This window comes from Actinomycetospora aeridis (assembly GCF_037400275.1).
Classification (GTDB): Bacteria; Actinomycetota; Actinomycetes; order Mycobacteriales; family Pseudonocardiaceae; genus Actinomycetospora; species Actinomycetospora aeridis.
Map to the genome: position 1 here is coordinate 156,277 of NZ_JBBEGL010000001.1, position 14,569 is coordinate 170,845.

Sequence of the window (14,569 nt, forward strand, 5' to 3'; positions counted from 1 at the left end):
CCGCGACCCTAGGTCCTTCCCGCCCTATCTAAGCGGCTGCGTAGCGTGGTCTGCAACGCAGAGGTCGCACGCGCATCTTTTCACCTGTTGCCACTGATCGGCGACACACGCTCCGCCACGTACCGTGCACGCCGAAGATCGTGCAGCTCAGCACGGATAGCTCATCACATGCTGAGGTGTTGACGACGTGATCGTCCGGCACCTACGGTCGCTCCGGTCGCCGTCCGACTGGAGGGCGATCTCGTCGTGTTCTGAGTCGTGTCCAGGGACAGGAGAACCCCGTGACTACTGCCGGTGCCGTCGCCCGCGCGAGAGCCACCACCGTGTCCGCCTCGGAGACGCTGCCGTGGCTGATCAGCGCCCTGCTGGTCGGGCTCGCGCTGTACTACTTCATCGGCATCGACCAGGGCGCGACCTCGGTCTTCGGCGACACGAGCTACATCCACGAGCTCGTGCACGACGCCCGCCATTTCCTCGGCTTCCCCTGCCACTGATGGAGGCGCGCTCGTTCGTCCTTCGCGGCGCGCTGGCCGGGGCCGTCGCCGGGCTCGTCGCCTGGGTCTTCGCGCTGATCTTCGCGGAGCCGCAGGTCGAGGCCGCGATCGGCTACGAGGAGGGTCGCGGCGCCGCCGAGGAGGCCCTGGCCACCGCGGCCGGCGCCGCCCCGGCCGGCGGTGCCGAGGAGGAGGTCGTCAGCCGCGGCGTCCAGGCCACGATCGGCGTCGGTGTCGGCATGATCGGCATCGGGATCGCGGTCGGCCTGCTGTTCGCCGTCGCGTACACGCTGCTGCACGGCCGCGTGGCCCTGCGGCCGCGCGTGCTCGCGCTCGTGGTGGCCGGCGCCGGGTTCCTGACGATCTACGCGACGCCGTTCGTCAAGTACCCGGCGAGCCCGCCGGCGGTCGGCAGCGACGAGACCATCGGCGACCGCACCGCGCTGTACCTGGTGATGGTCGTCGGCTCGATCGTGTTCCTGGCGGCCGCGGTCTACGTTGCCCGCGCGCTGCGCGAGCGGCTCGGCACGTGGAACGCCGTGCTCGTCGGCGGCGTCGTCTACGTCGCGCTCGCGGCGATCCTCATGACCGTGCTGCCGGGTCTGGGTGAGCTGACGATCAATGTCGTCGAGAACGGCCCGCGGGTCACCGAGACGCCGCTGCCCCTGCGCGACGCCTCCGGGGCGATCCTCTACCCGGGCTTCGACGCGGACGTGCTCTACGACTTCCGCGTCGCGTCCTTCGCCGCGCAGGCCCTGCTCTGGGGCGTGCTCGGCCTGGTGTTCGGCGGCCTCGTCGAGCGCCGGCTGGCCAAGGGCGAGACCACCGAGCGCCCGGCGGAGACCACCTCCGTCTGAGCCGGCACGACCCGACGGCCCCGTCCCTCCCCGCGAGGCACGGGGCCGTCGTCGTGCGTCCCACCGTTCCGAGCGCAGGGCACCTTCGGTCGGCGAGACGGGCGAGGTGGGCGAGGAGGTCAGGCCCAGCCGACCAGGCGCGCGACGCCCGCGGTGAGGGCGCAGACCGCGAAGCCGAGGCCGAGGGGCAGCAGGGTCGCGACGGTCGTCCAGCGCACGCTGCGCGTCTCGTTCCAGATCGTCATCACGGTGGTGCTGCACGGGTTGTGCAGCAGCGTGAACAGCATGAGGTTCACCGCGGTGAGCAGCGTCCAGCCACCGGCGCTGACCAGCACCGACCCGATCTGCGCGTCGTCACCCAGCTCCAGCATCACGCCGGGAGCGGCGCCGAGGGTGTTCGCCCCGACGGTCAGCGTCAGCATGACGATGGTCGGGATGATGATCTCGTTGGCCGGCACCGCCACGAGGTAGGCGAGCAGGATGACGCCGTTGAGTCCGATCACCCAGCCGACCGGCTCGAACGCCGTGACCAGGTGCGCGGCCACGCTCGCGTCGCCGAGGTGCACGTTGCCGATCAGCCAGATCACCGCGCCGGCCGGGGCGGCCATGACCAGCGCGCGGCGCAGCACCTTGAGGGTGCGGTCGATGATCGAGGTGTAGAGCGTGCGCAGCACCTGCGGCGGGCGGTACGGCGGCAGCTCGAGCGAGTACACCGAGCTCTCGCCACGCAGCACCGTGCGCGAGAGCAGCCACGACACCGCGAGCGTCACGCCGATCCCGACGATCACCACGGCGACGACGCTGCCCGCGGCGACGAACCCGGCCAGCGCGGGCGGCACGACGGCCCCGACGAAGATCGTCCCCATGAGGATCAGCGTCGGCCAGCGGCCGTTGCAGATGCTGAAGTTGTTCGTGATGATCGCGATGAGGCGCTCGCGGCGGCTGTCGATGATCCGGGTGGCCGTCACGCCCGCGGCGTTGCAGCCGTAGCCCATCATCATCGTCAGTGCCTGCTTGCCGTGGGCGCCGGAGCGGGCGAAGAGCCGGTCGAGGTTGAACGCCACCCGCGGCAGGTAGCCGAAGTCCTCGAGCAGGGTGAACAGCGGGAAGAAGATCGCCATCGGCGGCAGCATCACCGCGACCACCCACGCCGTGGCCAGGTAGACGCCGTCGACGAGTAAACCGGTGAGCCACCAGGGCGCGCCGACCGCGTCGAACCCGTCGCGCAGCCACGCGTGCCCGTTCTCCACCAGCAGCACGTAGAGCAGGTCCGACGGCACCGCCGCGCCCGCGATGGTGAACCAGAAGACGCCGAAGAACAGCACGCCCATCGCGAGGAAGCCCCACACGCGGTGGGTGAGCACGCGGTCGAGCGCGCGGTCGACGGTGAGCTTCGCGCGGGCGTCGTCGCGGTCGACGCTCGCCTCCGCGATGCGCGCGGCGTCGGTGTAGAGCGACTCGACGATCCTGTCGCCCACGTCGTCGGGCAGCCCGCGGCGCAGGCGGGCCGCGTCGTCGAGGAGGTCGGTCATGCGGCTTCCACCGGGGTCGCCAGGTCGCCCAGGGTGCCGTTCCGGACCGCCTCCTCGATGCCGGCGTCGCCCTCGAGCAGGCGCAGGGCCACCCACCGGCTGTTGGGCACGCCGGGGAAGCGGGCCTCGACCTTCGCGGCGAGGTCGGCGACGGCCCGCTCCAGGGCGGCGTCGCGGTGCACCAGGCGCAGGGGGGCCGGCGGGTCGTCGGTGGTCGCGACCTGCGCGATCGCCGCGAGCAGGTCGGGCACGCCCTGGCCCCGCCGGGCGGCCATGGCGACCACGGGGACGCCGAGCTCGCGGGTGAGGTGGCGGGTGTCGACGGTGATGCCGTGGCGGCGGGCCTCGTCGACGAGGTTGAGCGCGACGACGACCCGTCCCGTGATCTGGCGGATCTGGAGCACGAGCGGCAGGTTGCGCTCCAGGCGGGTCGCGTCGACGACCACGACGACGACGTCCGGGCGCCCGAACAGCAGCACGTCGCGGGCGACGTCCTCGTCGGTGCTGGTGGAGAGCAGCGAGTAGGTGCCGGGCAGGTCGACGATCCGGTAGCCGACGCCGCCGTAGGAGAACCCGCCCTCGGCGCGAGCGACGGTCTTGCCCGCCCAGTTGCCGACGTGCTGGCGCAGCCCGGTCAGGGCGTTGAACACGGTGCTCTTGCCGGTGTTGGGGTTGCCGGCCAGCGCGATCACGTGGTCGTAGCGGCCGGGGTCCATGCCCAGGCGGGCGAGACGGGCGGAACCGGGGGAGAGCGCGCACGACGCGCACGCGCCGGCGTCCTCGTGCGGTGGCGGACCGACGCCGGGCGACGGCAGCGGGGCCCCCACGGTCTAGTGCTCCCCGGCCTCGACGTGCACGGTCCTGGCCTGCCCGCGGCGCAGGACGACGAGCGCGCCCCGGACCTCGTAGGCCGTGGGGTCGCCGAGCGGGCTGGTCATGTCGGCACGGATCGCGGCGCCGGGGAGCAGCCCCAGGTCCATCAGGCGGCGGCGCTCACCCCCGCGCAGCTCGAGCGCGGTGACGACGGCCCGCTCACCGCGGGGCAGCTCGTCGAGCGTCATCGCGGACCACCCTCCCGGCCCGGGCGGCGGTTTCGCCCGGGCTCACGCGCAAAGTTCGGCTGGCCGAACTCTACGTTGGGGAGGGCCGATGGAACACCCCCGGGACGACATCGTCGACCCAGAGGGCGTCGGCGAGCTCGGGGCCCAGGTCGAGGTCGGCGTCCGGGGCGGGGCCGGAGACGCGAACCTGGAACGGACCGCCGAACGGCCGCCGGGCGAGCAGTTCGACCGACACACCCAGCTCGACGGCGTGCTCGCGCAGCCACGCCAGCATGGCCGGCTCGGTGTCGTCGACCCGCACCAGGCGGCCGCGGTCGCCGGGCTCCAGCGTCGCCAGCCGTCGTCCGCAGAACTCGGCGACCGTGCCGTCGGCGGACGGGATCGGGTCGCCGTGCGGGTCGAACCGCGGGTGGCCCAGGCGGGCGTCCATGCGGTCGAGCAGCGTGGGGGACACGTGGTGCTCGAGCACCTCGGCCTCGTCGTGCACCTCGTCCCACCCGTAGCCGAGCTCGCGGACCAGGTAGGTCTCGAGCAGCCGGTGCCGGCGCAGCACGTCGAGCGCGGCGCGGGTGCCGTCGTCGGTGAGCCGCACGCCCCCGTAGGGCCTGTGCTCGACCAGGCCCTGATCGGTCAGCTTCTTGAGCATCCCGGACACCGACGACGCACCCACACCGAGCCGCTTGGCCAGCGCCGTGGTCGACGCCGGCCCCTCACCGCGCTCGTAGACCGCGTAGATCGCCTTGATGTAGTCGTCGACCGCGGCCGTGCGGGGCGCGACGGTCTCGGACATGCCCGCCAGGGTAGCGGCGGCGGACCTCTCCGAGGGCGCTGCTCAGAGGGTGGTGCGCAGCGCGGTGAGGGCCTTGACGGCCGCGGTGGCGGAGTCGGCGTGCTTGCGGCAGTGGTCGTGGTGGTCGGCGTGGGCCCCACAGGCCGCGGCACTCGCCTCACAGGCGTGCAGGGCCGCGTCGACGAGGGCGGTCAGGGTGGCCGCGTGACCGCCCTCCCCGCGGGTGAGCACGCGGTGGGTCGCGGCGCAGACGTCGGCGCAGTCGAGGGCGAGGCGGATCTCGCCGGCCATGCCGCCGACCGAGGCCATGGCGACGGTGCACGCCGTGCTGACCTGCTCGCAGTCGGCCAGCGCGTCGAGTGCGGCGGCCCTCTCCGGTGCCGCGGCGTCGCCGATGCTCGCGAGGTGCTCCGTGCTCTGGCTCATGCGCCCTCCTCAGGGATGTGTCGGTGCGTCGCTGAGTCTGCCTGCTGATCGCGCGCGGAAGCAGCCGGGGCGGTGGGCGCCGAGTACGGGCAGGCGGGTCGCGGTCCGGACGACCGGCGCGCGGAACGGCCCCCGGCCCGAGGCCAGGCCGAGGTCGTCGACGGCCGCGAGCCCGGGCACCAGGCGGGGCAGGGCGAGGACGTCGGGGACCGTGATGCCGAACGGCATCGCCGGGGCGCGGTAGGCCGGCGTGAGGTCGAGCCCGCGCACCGTGCGGCGGCTGAACCACGGCGGGATCGTGTCGAAGAGGATCTGCCCGCCGGGAAAGCGTGCGGCGCAGTCGGCGAGCAGACCGAGCGCCTCCTCGCGCGTGAAGTACATGAGCAGGCCCTCGGCCGTGACGATCGTCGGACCCCCACCGACCCGGTCCATCCAGCCCCGGTCCAGCGCCGACAGGGCGACCGGTCGGATGCGGTCGGCCGCGGGCAGCAGCTGCTCGCGCAGCGCGAGCACCTCCGGGAGGTCGACGCTGATCCAGTCGACGGCGGGCTCGCCGAGGCGCCAGTAGGTGGTCTGGAGCCCCTCGCCGAGCGCGACGACGGTGGCGTCCGGGTGCTCGGCCAGGAAGGCGCGCAGCGCGTCGTCGAACGTCCGGGCCCGTAGGGCGTGCGACTGGTTCGGGCGCCCGAAGCGCTCCGCGTAAGGGTAGGTCAGCGCCTCGAGCGCGGCGACGGCCCAGGGGTCGTGCAGCGCGGAGTCGGGACGGCGCGCCTCGGTGGCCCGGTTGTGCAGGGTCCACAGCGTCGTCTCGGGGACCCCGGTCAGCTCGGGTCGCACCGTCACAGCCCCTGCTTCCCGTCGGCCCACGCGTCGAGCGCGAGGCCGGGGACCGCGCCGGCGACGACGACGTCGAGCGACGGCACGAGGGCCGCCGCCGCGGCCAGGGGTGCGGGGAGCGAAGGCATGCAAGTAAGGCTAACCTTACTTCGAGGTCGTCGGAAGCTATCCTCGGGTGCCATGGGCGACGTGCTGGACCGGGCCCGCGCGGTGGCCGACGACGTACTGGCGCCGGCGGCGGACGAGGTGGACCGGACCTCGACGATCCCCGAGGGCCACCTCCGCGCGCTGGCCGACGCGGGGCTCTACGGGATGGCGACCGCCGACGTGGCGTTCGAGGACTTCGTCGGCGTCGTCGAGATCCTCGCCGGCGCGTGTCTGACCACCACGTTCACGTGGATGCAGCACCACGGCGTGGTGCGGGGGCTCTCCTCGACGGGGAACGCCGCGCTGCGCGAGCGCCACCTCGCCGACGCCGTGCGCGGCGCCACCCGCTGCGGCGTGGCCTTCGCCGGCGCCATCCCGCAGCCGCCGAAGCTCTGGGCGACGGCCGTCGACGACGGCTGGCGCCTCGACGGCGTCGCCCCGCTCGTGACCGGCTGGGGGATCGTCGACCTGCTGCAGGTCTCGGCCCGCGACGCGGCGACCGCGGACGCCGACGACGAGCACGCCCGCGTCGTCTCCCTGCTCGTGCCCGCCGAGCAGGCGCCGGGCGTCACCGTCCACCCGCTCGACCTCGCCGCCGCGAACGGCAGCCACACCGTGCGCCTCGACGTCGACGGCTGGGTCGTGCCCGCCGAGGCCGTGGTGGCGACGCCGTCACGGGCGGAGTTCCTGGCGGGGCAGCACTTCAGCGCGCGCATCAACGGCTGTCTCGCCCTCGGGGTCGCCGGGCGGTGCGCGACGCTCGTCGCCGAGGCCGGGGAGGCCGACGCCGCCGCGGCCCTGCGCAAGGCCCTGGACGCGGCACGCGACGACCTCGACGCCGCCCTGGCCGACGGCGCACGGATGCCCGCGGCCCGCGCGGCGGCGTCGTCGCTGGCCGTGCGCGCGGCGGCGACGCTGACCGTGGCCGTGGGGAGCCGGGCGATCGTCGGGCGCCACCCGGCCCGGCGCCTGGCCCGCGAGGCGGCGTTCACGCTCGTGGCCGCCGGGCGTCCCGAGATCCGCGACGAGCTGCTCGGCGTGCTCCCCGGATAGGGGAGGTACCGCCTCGACCGGGGGAGTCGCTCGCCCGGTCCGCGCGTCGACGGGGCGTCCTCGGGCATGCCCTGGCAGACACACGACGACCCCCCGACCGAGGAGGGTCGAGGGGTCGCCGCGCGCCGCGCGGCGGACGCTTGTCGGAACGATCACCGCGCGAGATCCGGGGGCTCAGACCAGGGTCGTGCCCTTCGCGTGCTCGAAGCGCTCGGCCGCGTCCGCCCAGTTCACGACGTTCCACCAGGCCTTGACGTAGTCCGGCTTGACGTTGAGGTAGTCCAGGTAGAAGGCGTGCTCCCACATGTCGAGCATGACCACCGGGATGATCCCGAGCGGGACGTTGGCCTGCTGGTCGTAGAGCTGGAAGATGCGCAGCTTCTGGGCCAGCGTGTCGAACCCGAGGATCGACCAGCCGGAGCCCTGGATGGTCGTGGCGACCGACGTGAAGTGCTTCTGGAACAGCTCGAAGGACCCGAAGTCGCGGTCGATCGCGGACGCGAGGTCACCGGTCGGCTTGTCGCCGCCGTCCGGGCTGAGGTTCTTCCAGAACACCGAGTGGTTGATGTGCCCGCCGTAGTTGAAGGCGAGGTTCTTCTCCCACAGCAGGGCGGTGGTGCCGATCGTGTCCTGCTCGCGGGCCTCCGCGAGGGCGTCGATCGCCGTGTTCAGCCCCGTGACGTAGGTGTTGTGGTGCTTGTCGTGGTGCAGCTCCATGATCTTGCCCGAGATGTGCGGCTCGAGGGCGCCGTAGTCGTAGGGCAGGTCGGGGAGCGTGTAGTCGGCCATCGGGTCTCCCGTCGGGATGAGCTGTGGACCAGCCTGCTGCTGTTGCCGAAGTGTTGCAACTCCGTCTCGTCTGCGGGTTGCCCGCCCCGTGTGATCGAAAACGTGCGCCGTCAGGCGTAATACCTCATTAACTGCTGAGACGATGAGCTACGTGCTCCGGTCTCTCGTCGTCGCGGTCTCGCTGCTCCTGCTCGCCGGCTGCTCCACCTCCGCCACCGACGCCACCGACGCCACCGACGCGCCCGACGAGCAGGGCATCCGCGTGGCGCTCCAGTTCCCGCCACGGGCGGCGTACGCGTTCGACGCGGACGACGGTGCCCTGCTGACCAAGCTCGGCGTCGCCGAGCCGCTGGTCGGGCTCGACCCGCAGGGCAACCCCGTGCCCGGCCTCGCGACCTCCTGGGCCCGCGAAGGTGACGGGCGGACCTGGCGCTTCGCGCTGCGCGACGGCGTGGTGTTCCACGACGGCGCGCGCCTCGACTCCGCCGCCGTCGTCACCGCGCTGAACTGGGTGCTCTCCCGCCCCTCCCCGCCGCGCTCGATCGCCGACCTCGGGATGCGCGTCGCGGCCGACGGCCCCGGTGCGGTCCGGGTCAGCACCGACGCGCCCGACCCCGTCCTGCCGCTGCGCCTGAGCTCCGGCACCACCTCGGTGCTCTCGCCCGCGGCGTACGCCGCGGGCGCGCAACCCTCGCCGCAGGACACAGGCACCGGGCCGCTGCGCATGACCGAGATCCGCGGGACGCAGGGCGCCACGCTGCGGCGTCACGACGCCTACTGGGGCCCGCCGGCGGCGTCGTCGCAGGTCACCGTCGACTACGTGACCGAGCCCCAGACCCGCGAGCTCGCCCTGCGCTCCGGCGACGTCGGGTTCACCGAGGGCCTCCCCGAGACCTCGCGGGCGAGCCTGCAGGGCGACCCCGACGTGCGGTTCTCCGAGTACCCGTCCGCGCGCACCGTCCTCCTGCAGCTGAACGGCTCGGCGGCGCCCTTCGACGACGTGCGGGTCCGCCGCGCGGTCACCGCCGCGCTCGACCGCAACGTGCTCGCCGACCAGGTCCTCGGCGGCTCCGCGGCCCCGGCGGCCGACCTCTTCGGGCCCGCCGTCCCGTACGGCGCGACGACGGCCCCGCCGGCGGCCGACGTGCCCGCGGCCCGAGCACTGCTGGCCGAGGCCGGGTACGGCCCGCAGAACGCGTTGCGCGTGCGCCTGTGGACGTTCCCCAACCGCCCCGAGCTGCCGGTGCTCGCCTCGGCGATCGCCGCCCAGCTCCAGCCGGCCGGGATCGCCGTCGACATCACCCTCGGCGACTACGCCGCGCAGGAGCCCGAGCTGCTCGCCGGCCGTTTCGACATGTTCATCAACTCCCGCAGCTACCTCTCCGACTTCCCGGACCCCGCGGGCGTCCTGGATTCGGACTACACGTGCGACGGCTCCTACAACATCGACCGTTACTGCAGCTCCGCGTTCGACGCCTCGGTCGCCGGACTCGGCGCGGTCGAGGACCCGGTGCAGCGGGCCGAGGTGTTCCGGGCCGCGGCCGCGACGCTGACCGCGGACGCCGTCAACGTGCCGCTCGTGCACCCGCAGAACACGGCCGCCGAGCGGGGCGTCACCGGCTTCACCCCGGACCCGCTCGACCTGCGCCCGGTGCTGCCGACGCTGGCCCCGGCGCCCGTGGAGTAGTGCTCGCCGTCGCCCTCCGCCGGCTTCTCTGGATCCCGCCGGTCCTGCTCGTCACGTCGGTCGCGGTGTTCGTGCTCCCGCGGCTGCTCGGCGGCGAGGTGACCCGGTCGGTGGTCCGCGCCCGCAGCGCCTCGTCGACGCCGGACCCGGCGACCGAGGAGCGGCTGGAACGCGAGCTCGGGCTCGACCGGCCGGTGGCGACGCAGTACCTCGACTGGCTCGTCGGGGCGGTGCGCGGCGACCTCGGGACGTCGTTCACCACCCGCTCGCCGGTCGGGCCGGAGATCCTCGCGGCGGCCGGGGTCTCGCTGGTGCTGGCCGCGCTGGCGCTGACGATCGCGCTCGCCGTCGGCGTCCCGCTCGGCGCACTCGCGGCGGGACGTCCGGACGGGACCGCCGACCGGGCCACCCGGTGGGGCGGCGCGGTGGCCCTGGCCGTGCCGGAGTTCGTCCTGGGCCCGGTGCTCGTGCTCGTCGTCGCCGTCGGGGCCGGGTGGCTCCCGGCGCTGGGGTGGGGCAGCCCGCAGGAGGCGGTCCTGCCCGTGCTCACCCTCGCGGTGTGGCCGGCGGCCCTCGTCGCGCGGCTCGTGCGGGCCGAGACCGCGGAGGTGCTCGGGCACCCGTCGGTCCGGACCGCTCAGGCGAAGGGGCTCTCGCCGCGCCGCACCCTGCTGGTGCACGTCGTACCGCGCGCGCTGACGTCGGTCGTGGCGGGCGCGGGCCCGTTCCTCGGCGGGACGCTCGGCGGTGCCGTGGTCGTCGAGGTGGTGTTCGCCGTGCCCGGGCTGGGCCGGTCGCTCGCCGAGGCCGTCGGCGACCGCGACCTGCCGGTGATCCAGGCCGGGCTGGTCCTCGTCGTCGCGGTCGCGCTGCTCGCGGCGCTCGTCACCGAGCTCGCGCAGATGGCCGCCGACCCCCGGCTTCGACCGTGAAGCCCACCGTCCTCGCGGCGCTGGTCGTGCTCGCCGTCATCGGTGTCGTCGACTGGCCCACGGAGGCCGTCGACTTCGCGGACCGCCTCGCCCCGCCCTCGTCGGCGCACCCCCTGGGCACCGACCAGCTCGGGCGCGACGTGCTGGCCCGGGTCCTCGGCGGGGTGCGGTACTCCCTGGGGCTCGGGCTCCTCGCGCTCGCGGTCGCGGTCGCCGTCGGCACCGCGAGCGGCCTGGCCAGCGGCTGGTGGCCGCGCCATCCGCTGGCGCGCGGGACGCAGGCGCTGGTCGACGTGCTCGTGGCGCTGCCGGCCCTGCTCGTCGGGCTGGTGGTCGCCGCGGTGCTCGGTTCGGGTCTCACGGCGGCGCTGTTCGCGATCGTGGCGACCGGGTGGGCGCCGTTCGCCCGGCAGGCACACCGCCTGACGGTCGCGGTGCGCGGGGAGGACTGGGTGCTGGCGGCGACCGCACTCGGCGCCGGTCCGGCGCGGGTCCTGGGCCACCACGTGCTGCCGGCGGTCGCCTCGCCGCTGCTCGCGTCGGTCGCGGCGCGGTTCGCCGGCACGGTGCTGACCCTCGCGGGGCTGTCGTTCCTGGGGCTCGGGGTCCAGCCGCCGACGCCGGAGTGGGGCGCGATGCTCGCCGAGGGACGCACCTACGTGTTCGTCGCGCCCTGGCTCGTGGTGGCGCCGGCGGCGGCGCTCGTCGCGAGCACGGTGGCGCTGGGGTGGATCGCGCAGACCCGGCGTACCTGCTGTGCGACGAGATGACCGCGATGCTCGACGCGTCCACCACCGCGGCCCTGGGGCGCTCCGCGCACGTGAGCACCATCGAGTGCCAGAGCACTCCCTAGTGCTCACCTGCGCGCCAGCGCACCCCGGACCGCGGTGGCCAGCAGCTCGTCGAGCCCGATCCCGCCGGCCTCCGCCATCACCGCCAGCACGCTGGCCGGGGAGAACGAGCAGTAGAGGCTCGCCTCGAGGAACACCGGGCGCCCCGAGGGGTCGACGCGCAGGTCGAACAGCGAGTAGTCGCGGCAGCCCAGCGCCACGTGGGCGCGCTTCGCCACGTCCCCGACGCGCGCGGTCAGCGGGTCGTCGGGGTCGACGATCACGACGTCCGGGTTGTCCTTGGCGACCAGCCGCAGGCCGGAGGCGCTCGGCGCGAGCTTGTCGGCGTACCCGCGGATGGGGCGGGTGTCGGCGTCGAGGACGTACTCCTCGAGGGGCAGCACGACCAGCTCACCGTCCCGTGCGATCAGCCCGCAGCGCACCTCCCGCCCCAGCGGCACGAACTCCTCGACGACCACGCGCCCGGCGTGCGCGAACGCGGCGTCGAGGGCGGCGTCGAACTCCTGGGGCGCGCGCACCAGCGTCACGCCGAGCGAGTTGTCGGCGTCCTCCGGCTTGACCACCGCGGGCGGCGCGACGGTCGGGCGTTCCCCAGGTTGCAGCACCTCCCCGGCCGGGACGTCCACCCCCGCCGCGGCGACCACCGCCTTCGCCGCGGCCTTGCGTGCGCCGATCGCCATGACCTCGCCGGGGTTCCCGACGACCGGGACGCCGAGCACGTCGAACAGCGACCGGTAGGACGTCATGCCGGGCAGGCAGAACATCTGCGGGAGCACGACGTCGAGCCCGAGCCGGCCGAGGTGCGCCAGCGCGCCCGGTGGGTCGAACGGCGGCGCGTCGGCGATGACGTCGGGCTCGAAGGACGCCGGGAAGCGCCACGAGCCGTCGGGGGAGACGACGCACGGATGGGACTCGTAGGCGTCGCCGATGCTCTCGAGACACCCGCGGGCGTAGGTCAGCGACAGGTCGGCGTGGAAGTCGCTGACGGCCGAACCCGCGAGGTGGAGGACCCGCATCAGTCCCCCGCCGGCTCGACGAGCTTGCCGATGTTGACGTCGACGCGGATCCAGGGCTTCCCCGTGACGAGGGCGCGCAGCAGCAGCGACGGGATCTGCAGGTGGTGCAGCAGCAGGAACGGCAGCGGGTCGTCGCGGTCGAACACGGCGTCGGTGCCGGCGCGCAGCACCGCGAGCCGCTCGCCCAGCGTCGACGGGCGCGAGACCATCCGCCACAGCTCGTGGTAGAGCCAGTAGGTGGGTCGGCTGCCGGGGCTCGGCGTCAGGGGCCCGGCGTCGCCGTCCTCCAGGTACGCGCGGGCGAGCGCCTCCGGGTCGCGGTGGAACATCGTGATCGCCGAGTGGGTGCGGGGGTTGCACTCGAGCGCGACGAGGCGCCCGTCGTCGGTCTCGATGAAGTCGAACGACACCTGCCCCGTGACGCGCAGGGCGCCGACGAAGCGGCGCACCCACTCCTCGATCTCGGGCTTGTCGACCATCGCGTAGTTGAGCTGGAACGCCGACGACTCGCAGCAGGCCCAGACCTGCACACGGCCCTCGCGCACGGTGGCGTGGGTGCAGTACTCCTGCCCGGGGGTGAAGGCCTGCAGGATCCACGGCGCGTCGTCCGACATGGGCTTTGTGCGGGCCAGCCGGGCGGTCTGCTCGCGGGTGGGCCGCGGCAGCGTCGTGAGGTCGAGGCGGGCGACGGGGTCGTACGGGACGCTCTTGAGGATCCACGGGCCGGGGCGGGCGTCGAAGTCGAACCCCTCGACCTGGGCGGGATCGGTGACGCGGTGGGTCTCGGGGACGGGCAGCCCCAGCGTGTCGGCGGCCTCGGCGAACCGGTCCTTGTCGTCGAGGATGCGCAGGACCTGGGGATCCGGGTGCAGGACCTCGCAGAACTCGGCGATCACCGGCTTGGCCAGCGCGTCGTACCGGCTGGCGGCCGGGCTGCACACCGGCACCCACACGTCGACGCCCTCGGCGACCACCACGTCGCGCAGCGCCTCGACGTAGCCCGCCGCCCCCGGCTCGGGGATCACGCGGAAGGTGTCGACGGCGCGGGAGAACCGGTGCCCGGTGAGGCGGTACTTGGCCGACTCGGCGAGCACCACCCGGTGCCCGGCGGCGTGGAACGCCCGCGCCAGCGCCAGCGCCTTGGTCATCTTGCCGCCGGTGAGCAGGACGGTGCGTGGCGCGACGGCCTCGGCGCGGTGGGCGGGCACGACCAGCGAGCGCACGAGGGCCGCGGCGGTGACGGCGAGCGTGACGGGCAGCGGGACGGTGAGCAGCGCCAGCGCGCCGAGGGACTTCAGGCGGTTCACGGGACGGGTTCCGGCGCCGTGACCATCCCCCGGTGCATCACACGGTCGCCCGAGACGTCGGCGTGGTCGGCGCGGTGCAGGACGCAACCGTTGTCCCAGATGACGACGTCCCCGGGCGACCAGGCGTGCCGGAAGGTGTTCTCCTCGGCGGTGGAGTGCTCGTAGAGGTAGCCGATCGTCGTCCGCGACGCGCCGCGGTCCATGCCGCTGATCTCCACGCAGCGCTCGGGCGTCGACAGGTAGAGCGACGTGCGCCCGGAGACGGGGTGGCGCCGGAACACGGGGTGCTCGGCGCTGGTCTCGGGCCCGGCGTCCTCGGGGGCCAGGCCGCTGACGACGTGGGTGACGGTGCGCCCGGCGAGGTGGGAGCGGATGTCGCCGGGCAGGGTCTCGTAGGCCCGGTACTGGTTGGTGAACAGCGTCTCGCCGCCCGACTCCGGGATCGTCACGGCCCGCAGCGCCGTGTACGTGGGCGGCCGGGCGACGTAGCTCGTGTCGACGTGGAAGACGCTGCGCGGCGGCGTCGTGCGCCCGACGTTGCTGACGACGTTGAGGTCGTCGCGGCCCTCCACCGGGGTCTCGCCGGTCGTGAACGTGATCTCGCCGAAGCGGGCGAGGAACGCCGCGAAGCCGTCGTCGTCGAGGCCGCCCTGGCCGGGGATGACGGCGACGCCGTGCTCGCCGAGCAGCGTGCGCAGGCTGGTGACCTGGTCGTCGTCCAGCCCGGCCGCGAGGTCGAGCCCGATCACCTCGACGCCGATCGGGTCCTGGGGGGTGGTCTGCACGCGGT

General features: G+C 74.1%; 17 protein-coding genes. 6 read left to right on the forward strand and 11 right to left on the reverse strand.

Annotated features, from left to right (window positions below):
- Positions 1 to 281: 281 nt before the first annotated feature.
- Positions 282 to 494, forward strand: a complete 213-nt coding sequence (locus WCD41_RS00755) for a CbtB domain-containing protein (RefSeq protein ID WP_373695057.1) — start codon at positions 282 to 284, stop codon at positions 492 to 494.
- A complete protein-coding gene (locus WCD41_RS00760; RefSeq protein WP_337711458.1) occupies positions 494 to 1,351 on the forward strand; it encodes a CbtA family protein in 858 nt (285 codons plus the stop codon). Before WCD41_RS00755 ends, WCD41_RS00760 begins: the two co-directional genes overlap by 1 nt.
- 119 nt (positions 1,352 to 1,470) lie before the next feature.
- Here the strand turns inward: WCD41_RS00760 and WCD41_RS00765 are convergent, their stop codons facing one another.
- From WCD41_RS00765 to WCD41_RS00795, 7 genes are all read right to left on the reverse strand, one after another.
- Complete coding sequence (locus WCD41_RS00765; RefSeq protein WP_337711459.1) at positions 1,471 to 2,883, reverse strand: nucleoside recognition domain-containing protein; 1,413 nt, start codon at positions 2,881 to 2,883, stop codon at positions 1,471 to 1,473.
- On the reverse strand, positions 2,880 to 3,710 hold the full coding sequence (locus WCD41_RS00770; protein ID WP_337711460.1) for a FeoB small GTPase domain-containing protein: 831 nt from the start codon (positions 3,708 to 3,710) through the stop codon (positions 2,880 to 2,882). The genes WCD41_RS00765 and WCD41_RS00770 overlap by 4 nt, the downstream gene beginning before the upstream one ends.
- 3 nt (positions 3,711 to 3,713) lie before the next feature.
- A complete protein-coding gene (locus WCD41_RS00775) occupies positions 3,714 to 3,944 on the reverse strand; it encodes a FeoA family protein (RefSeq protein ID WP_337711461.1) in 231 nt (76 codons plus the stop codon).
- A gap of 70 nt (positions 3,945 to 4,014) precedes the next feature.
- Positions 4,015 to 4,734: a metal-dependent transcriptional regulator gene (locus WCD41_RS00780; protein ID WP_337711462.1), complete on the reverse strand. Its 720-nt coding sequence runs from the start codon at positions 4,732 to 4,734 to the stop codon at positions 4,015 to 4,017.
- A 42-nt stretch (positions 4,735 to 4,776) separates the two neighbouring features.
- Positions 4,777 to 5,160, reverse strand: a complete 384-nt coding sequence (locus tag WCD41_RS00785; RefSeq protein ID WP_337711463.1) for a four-helix bundle copper-binding protein — start codon at positions 5,158 to 5,160, stop codon at positions 4,777 to 4,779.
- A 9-nt stretch (positions 5,161 to 5,169) separates the two neighbouring features.
- The gene (locus WCD41_RS00790; RefSeq protein WP_337711464.1) at positions 5,170 to 6,003 is read right to left on the reverse strand and encodes a class I SAM-dependent methyltransferase; all 834 of its coding nucleotides are present in this window, start codon (positions 6,001 to 6,003) and stop codon (positions 5,170 to 5,172) included.
- Positions 6,000 to 6,125 carry a hypothetical protein gene (locus WCD41_RS00795; RefSeq protein ID WP_337711465.1) on the reverse strand — a complete coding sequence of 42 codons (126 nt, stop codon included), beginning with the start codon at positions 6,123 to 6,125 and terminating at the stop codon, positions 6,000 to 6,002. Before WCD41_RS00795 ends, WCD41_RS00790 begins: the two co-directional genes overlap by 4 nt.
- A gap of 52 nt (positions 6,126 to 6,177) precedes the next feature.
- Between WCD41_RS00795 and WCD41_RS00800 the strand changes: the two genes are divergently transcribed.
- A complete protein-coding gene (locus WCD41_RS00800; protein ID WP_337711466.1) occupies positions 6,178 to 7,197 on the forward strand; it encodes an acyl-CoA dehydrogenase family protein in 1,020 nt (339 codons plus the stop codon).
- Positions 7,198 to 7,371: 174 nt separating this feature from the next.
- On the opposite strand, the gene WCD41_RS00805 is transcribed toward WCD41_RS00800, so the two are convergent.
- A complete protein-coding gene (locus WCD41_RS00805) occupies positions 7,372 to 7,986 on the reverse strand; it encodes a superoxide dismutase (RefSeq protein ID WP_337711468.1) in 615 nt (204 codons plus the stop codon).
- A 142-nt stretch (positions 7,987 to 8,128) separates the two neighbouring features.
- Between WCD41_RS00805 and WCD41_RS00810 the strand changes: the two genes are divergently transcribed.
- From WCD41_RS00810 to WCD41_RS00820, 3 genes are read left to right on the forward strand one after another with little or no spacing between them, the layout of a single operon-like run.
- Positions 8,129 to 9,673, forward strand: a complete 1,545-nt coding sequence (locus tag WCD41_RS00810; RefSeq protein WP_337711469.1) for an ABC transporter substrate-binding protein — start codon at positions 8,129 to 8,131, stop codon at positions 9,671 to 9,673.
- Positions 9,673 to 10,605 carry an ABC transporter permease gene (locus WCD41_RS00815; protein ID WP_337711470.1) on the forward strand — a complete coding sequence of 311 codons (933 nt, stop codon included), beginning with the start codon at positions 9,673 to 9,675 and terminating at the stop codon, positions 10,603 to 10,605. Before WCD41_RS00810 ends, WCD41_RS00815 begins: the two co-directional genes overlap by 1 nt.
- Entirely contained in the window at positions 10,602 to 11,375 is a 774-nt protein-coding gene (locus WCD41_RS00820) for an ABC transporter permease (RefSeq protein WP_337711471.1), read from the forward strand. The genes WCD41_RS00815 and WCD41_RS00820 overlap by 4 nt, the downstream gene beginning before the upstream one ends.
- 86 nt (positions 11,376 to 11,461) lie before the next feature.
- Here WCD41_RS00820 and WCD41_RS00825 read toward each other — a convergent pair whose 3' ends face one another.
- From WCD41_RS00825 to WCD41_RS00835, 3 genes are read right to left on the reverse strand one after another with little or no spacing between them, the layout of a single operon-like run.
- Complete coding sequence (locus WCD41_RS00825; protein WP_337711472.1) at positions 11,462 to 12,472, reverse strand: D-alanine--D-alanine ligase family protein; 1,011 nt, start codon at positions 12,470 to 12,472, stop codon at positions 11,462 to 11,464.
- A complete protein-coding gene (locus WCD41_RS00830) occupies positions 12,472 to 13,779 on the reverse strand; it encodes an ATP-grasp domain-containing protein (protein WP_337711473.1) in 1,308 nt (435 codons plus the stop codon). The genes WCD41_RS00825 and WCD41_RS00830 overlap by 1 nt, the downstream gene beginning before the upstream one ends.
- Positions 13,776 to 14,564 carry a TauD/TfdA dioxygenase family protein gene (locus tag WCD41_RS00835; protein WP_337711474.1) on the reverse strand — a complete coding sequence of 263 codons (789 nt, stop codon included), beginning with the start codon at positions 14,562 to 14,564 and terminating at the stop codon, positions 13,776 to 13,778. Before WCD41_RS00835 ends, WCD41_RS00830 begins: the two co-directional genes overlap by 4 nt.
- Positions 14,565 to 14,569: the final 5 nt, after the last annotated feature.

Excerpts from the sequence above, each read along its gene's own strand:
- WCD41_RS00760 (WP_337711458.1), top strand. The coding sequence starts at position 494 with ATGGAGGCGCGCTCGTTCGTCCTTCGCGGCGCGCTGGCCGGGGCCGTC.
- WCD41_RS00765 (WP_337711459.1), bottom strand. The coding sequence starts at position 2,883 with ATGACCGACCTCCTCGACGACGCGGCCCGCCTGCGCCGCGGGCTGCCC.
- WCD41_RS00775 (WP_337711461.1), bottom strand. The coding sequence starts at position 3,944 with ATGACGCTCGACGAGCTGCCCCGCGGTGAGCGGGCCGTCGTCACCGCG.
- WCD41_RS00780 (WP_337711462.1), bottom strand. The coding sequence starts at position 4,734 with ATGTCCGAGACCGTCGCGCCCCGCACGGCCGCGGTCGACGACTACATC.
- WCD41_RS00785 (WP_337711463.1), bottom strand. The coding sequence starts at position 5,160 with ATGAGCCAGAGCACGGAGCACCTCGCGAGCATCGGCGACGCCGCGGCA.
- WCD41_RS00795 (WP_337711465.1), bottom strand. The coding sequence starts at position 6,125 with ATGCCTTCGCTCCCCGCACCCCTGGCCGCGGCGGCGGCCCTCGTGCCG.
- WCD41_RS00800 (WP_337711466.1), top strand. The coding sequence starts at position 6,178 with ATGGGCGACGTGCTGGACCGGGCCCGCGCGGTGGCCGACGACGTACTG.
- WCD41_RS00805 (WP_337711468.1), bottom strand. The coding sequence starts at position 7,986 with ATGGCCGACTACACGCTCCCCGACCTGCCCTACGACTACGGCGCCCTC.
- WCD41_RS00810 (WP_337711469.1), top strand. The coding sequence starts at position 8,129 with ATGAGCTACGTGCTCCGGTCTCTCGTCGTCGCGGTCTCGCTGCTCCTG.
- WCD41_RS00825 (WP_337711472.1), bottom strand. The coding sequence starts at position 12,472 with ATGCGGGTCCTCCACCTCGCGGGTTCGGCCGTCAGCGACTTCCACGCC.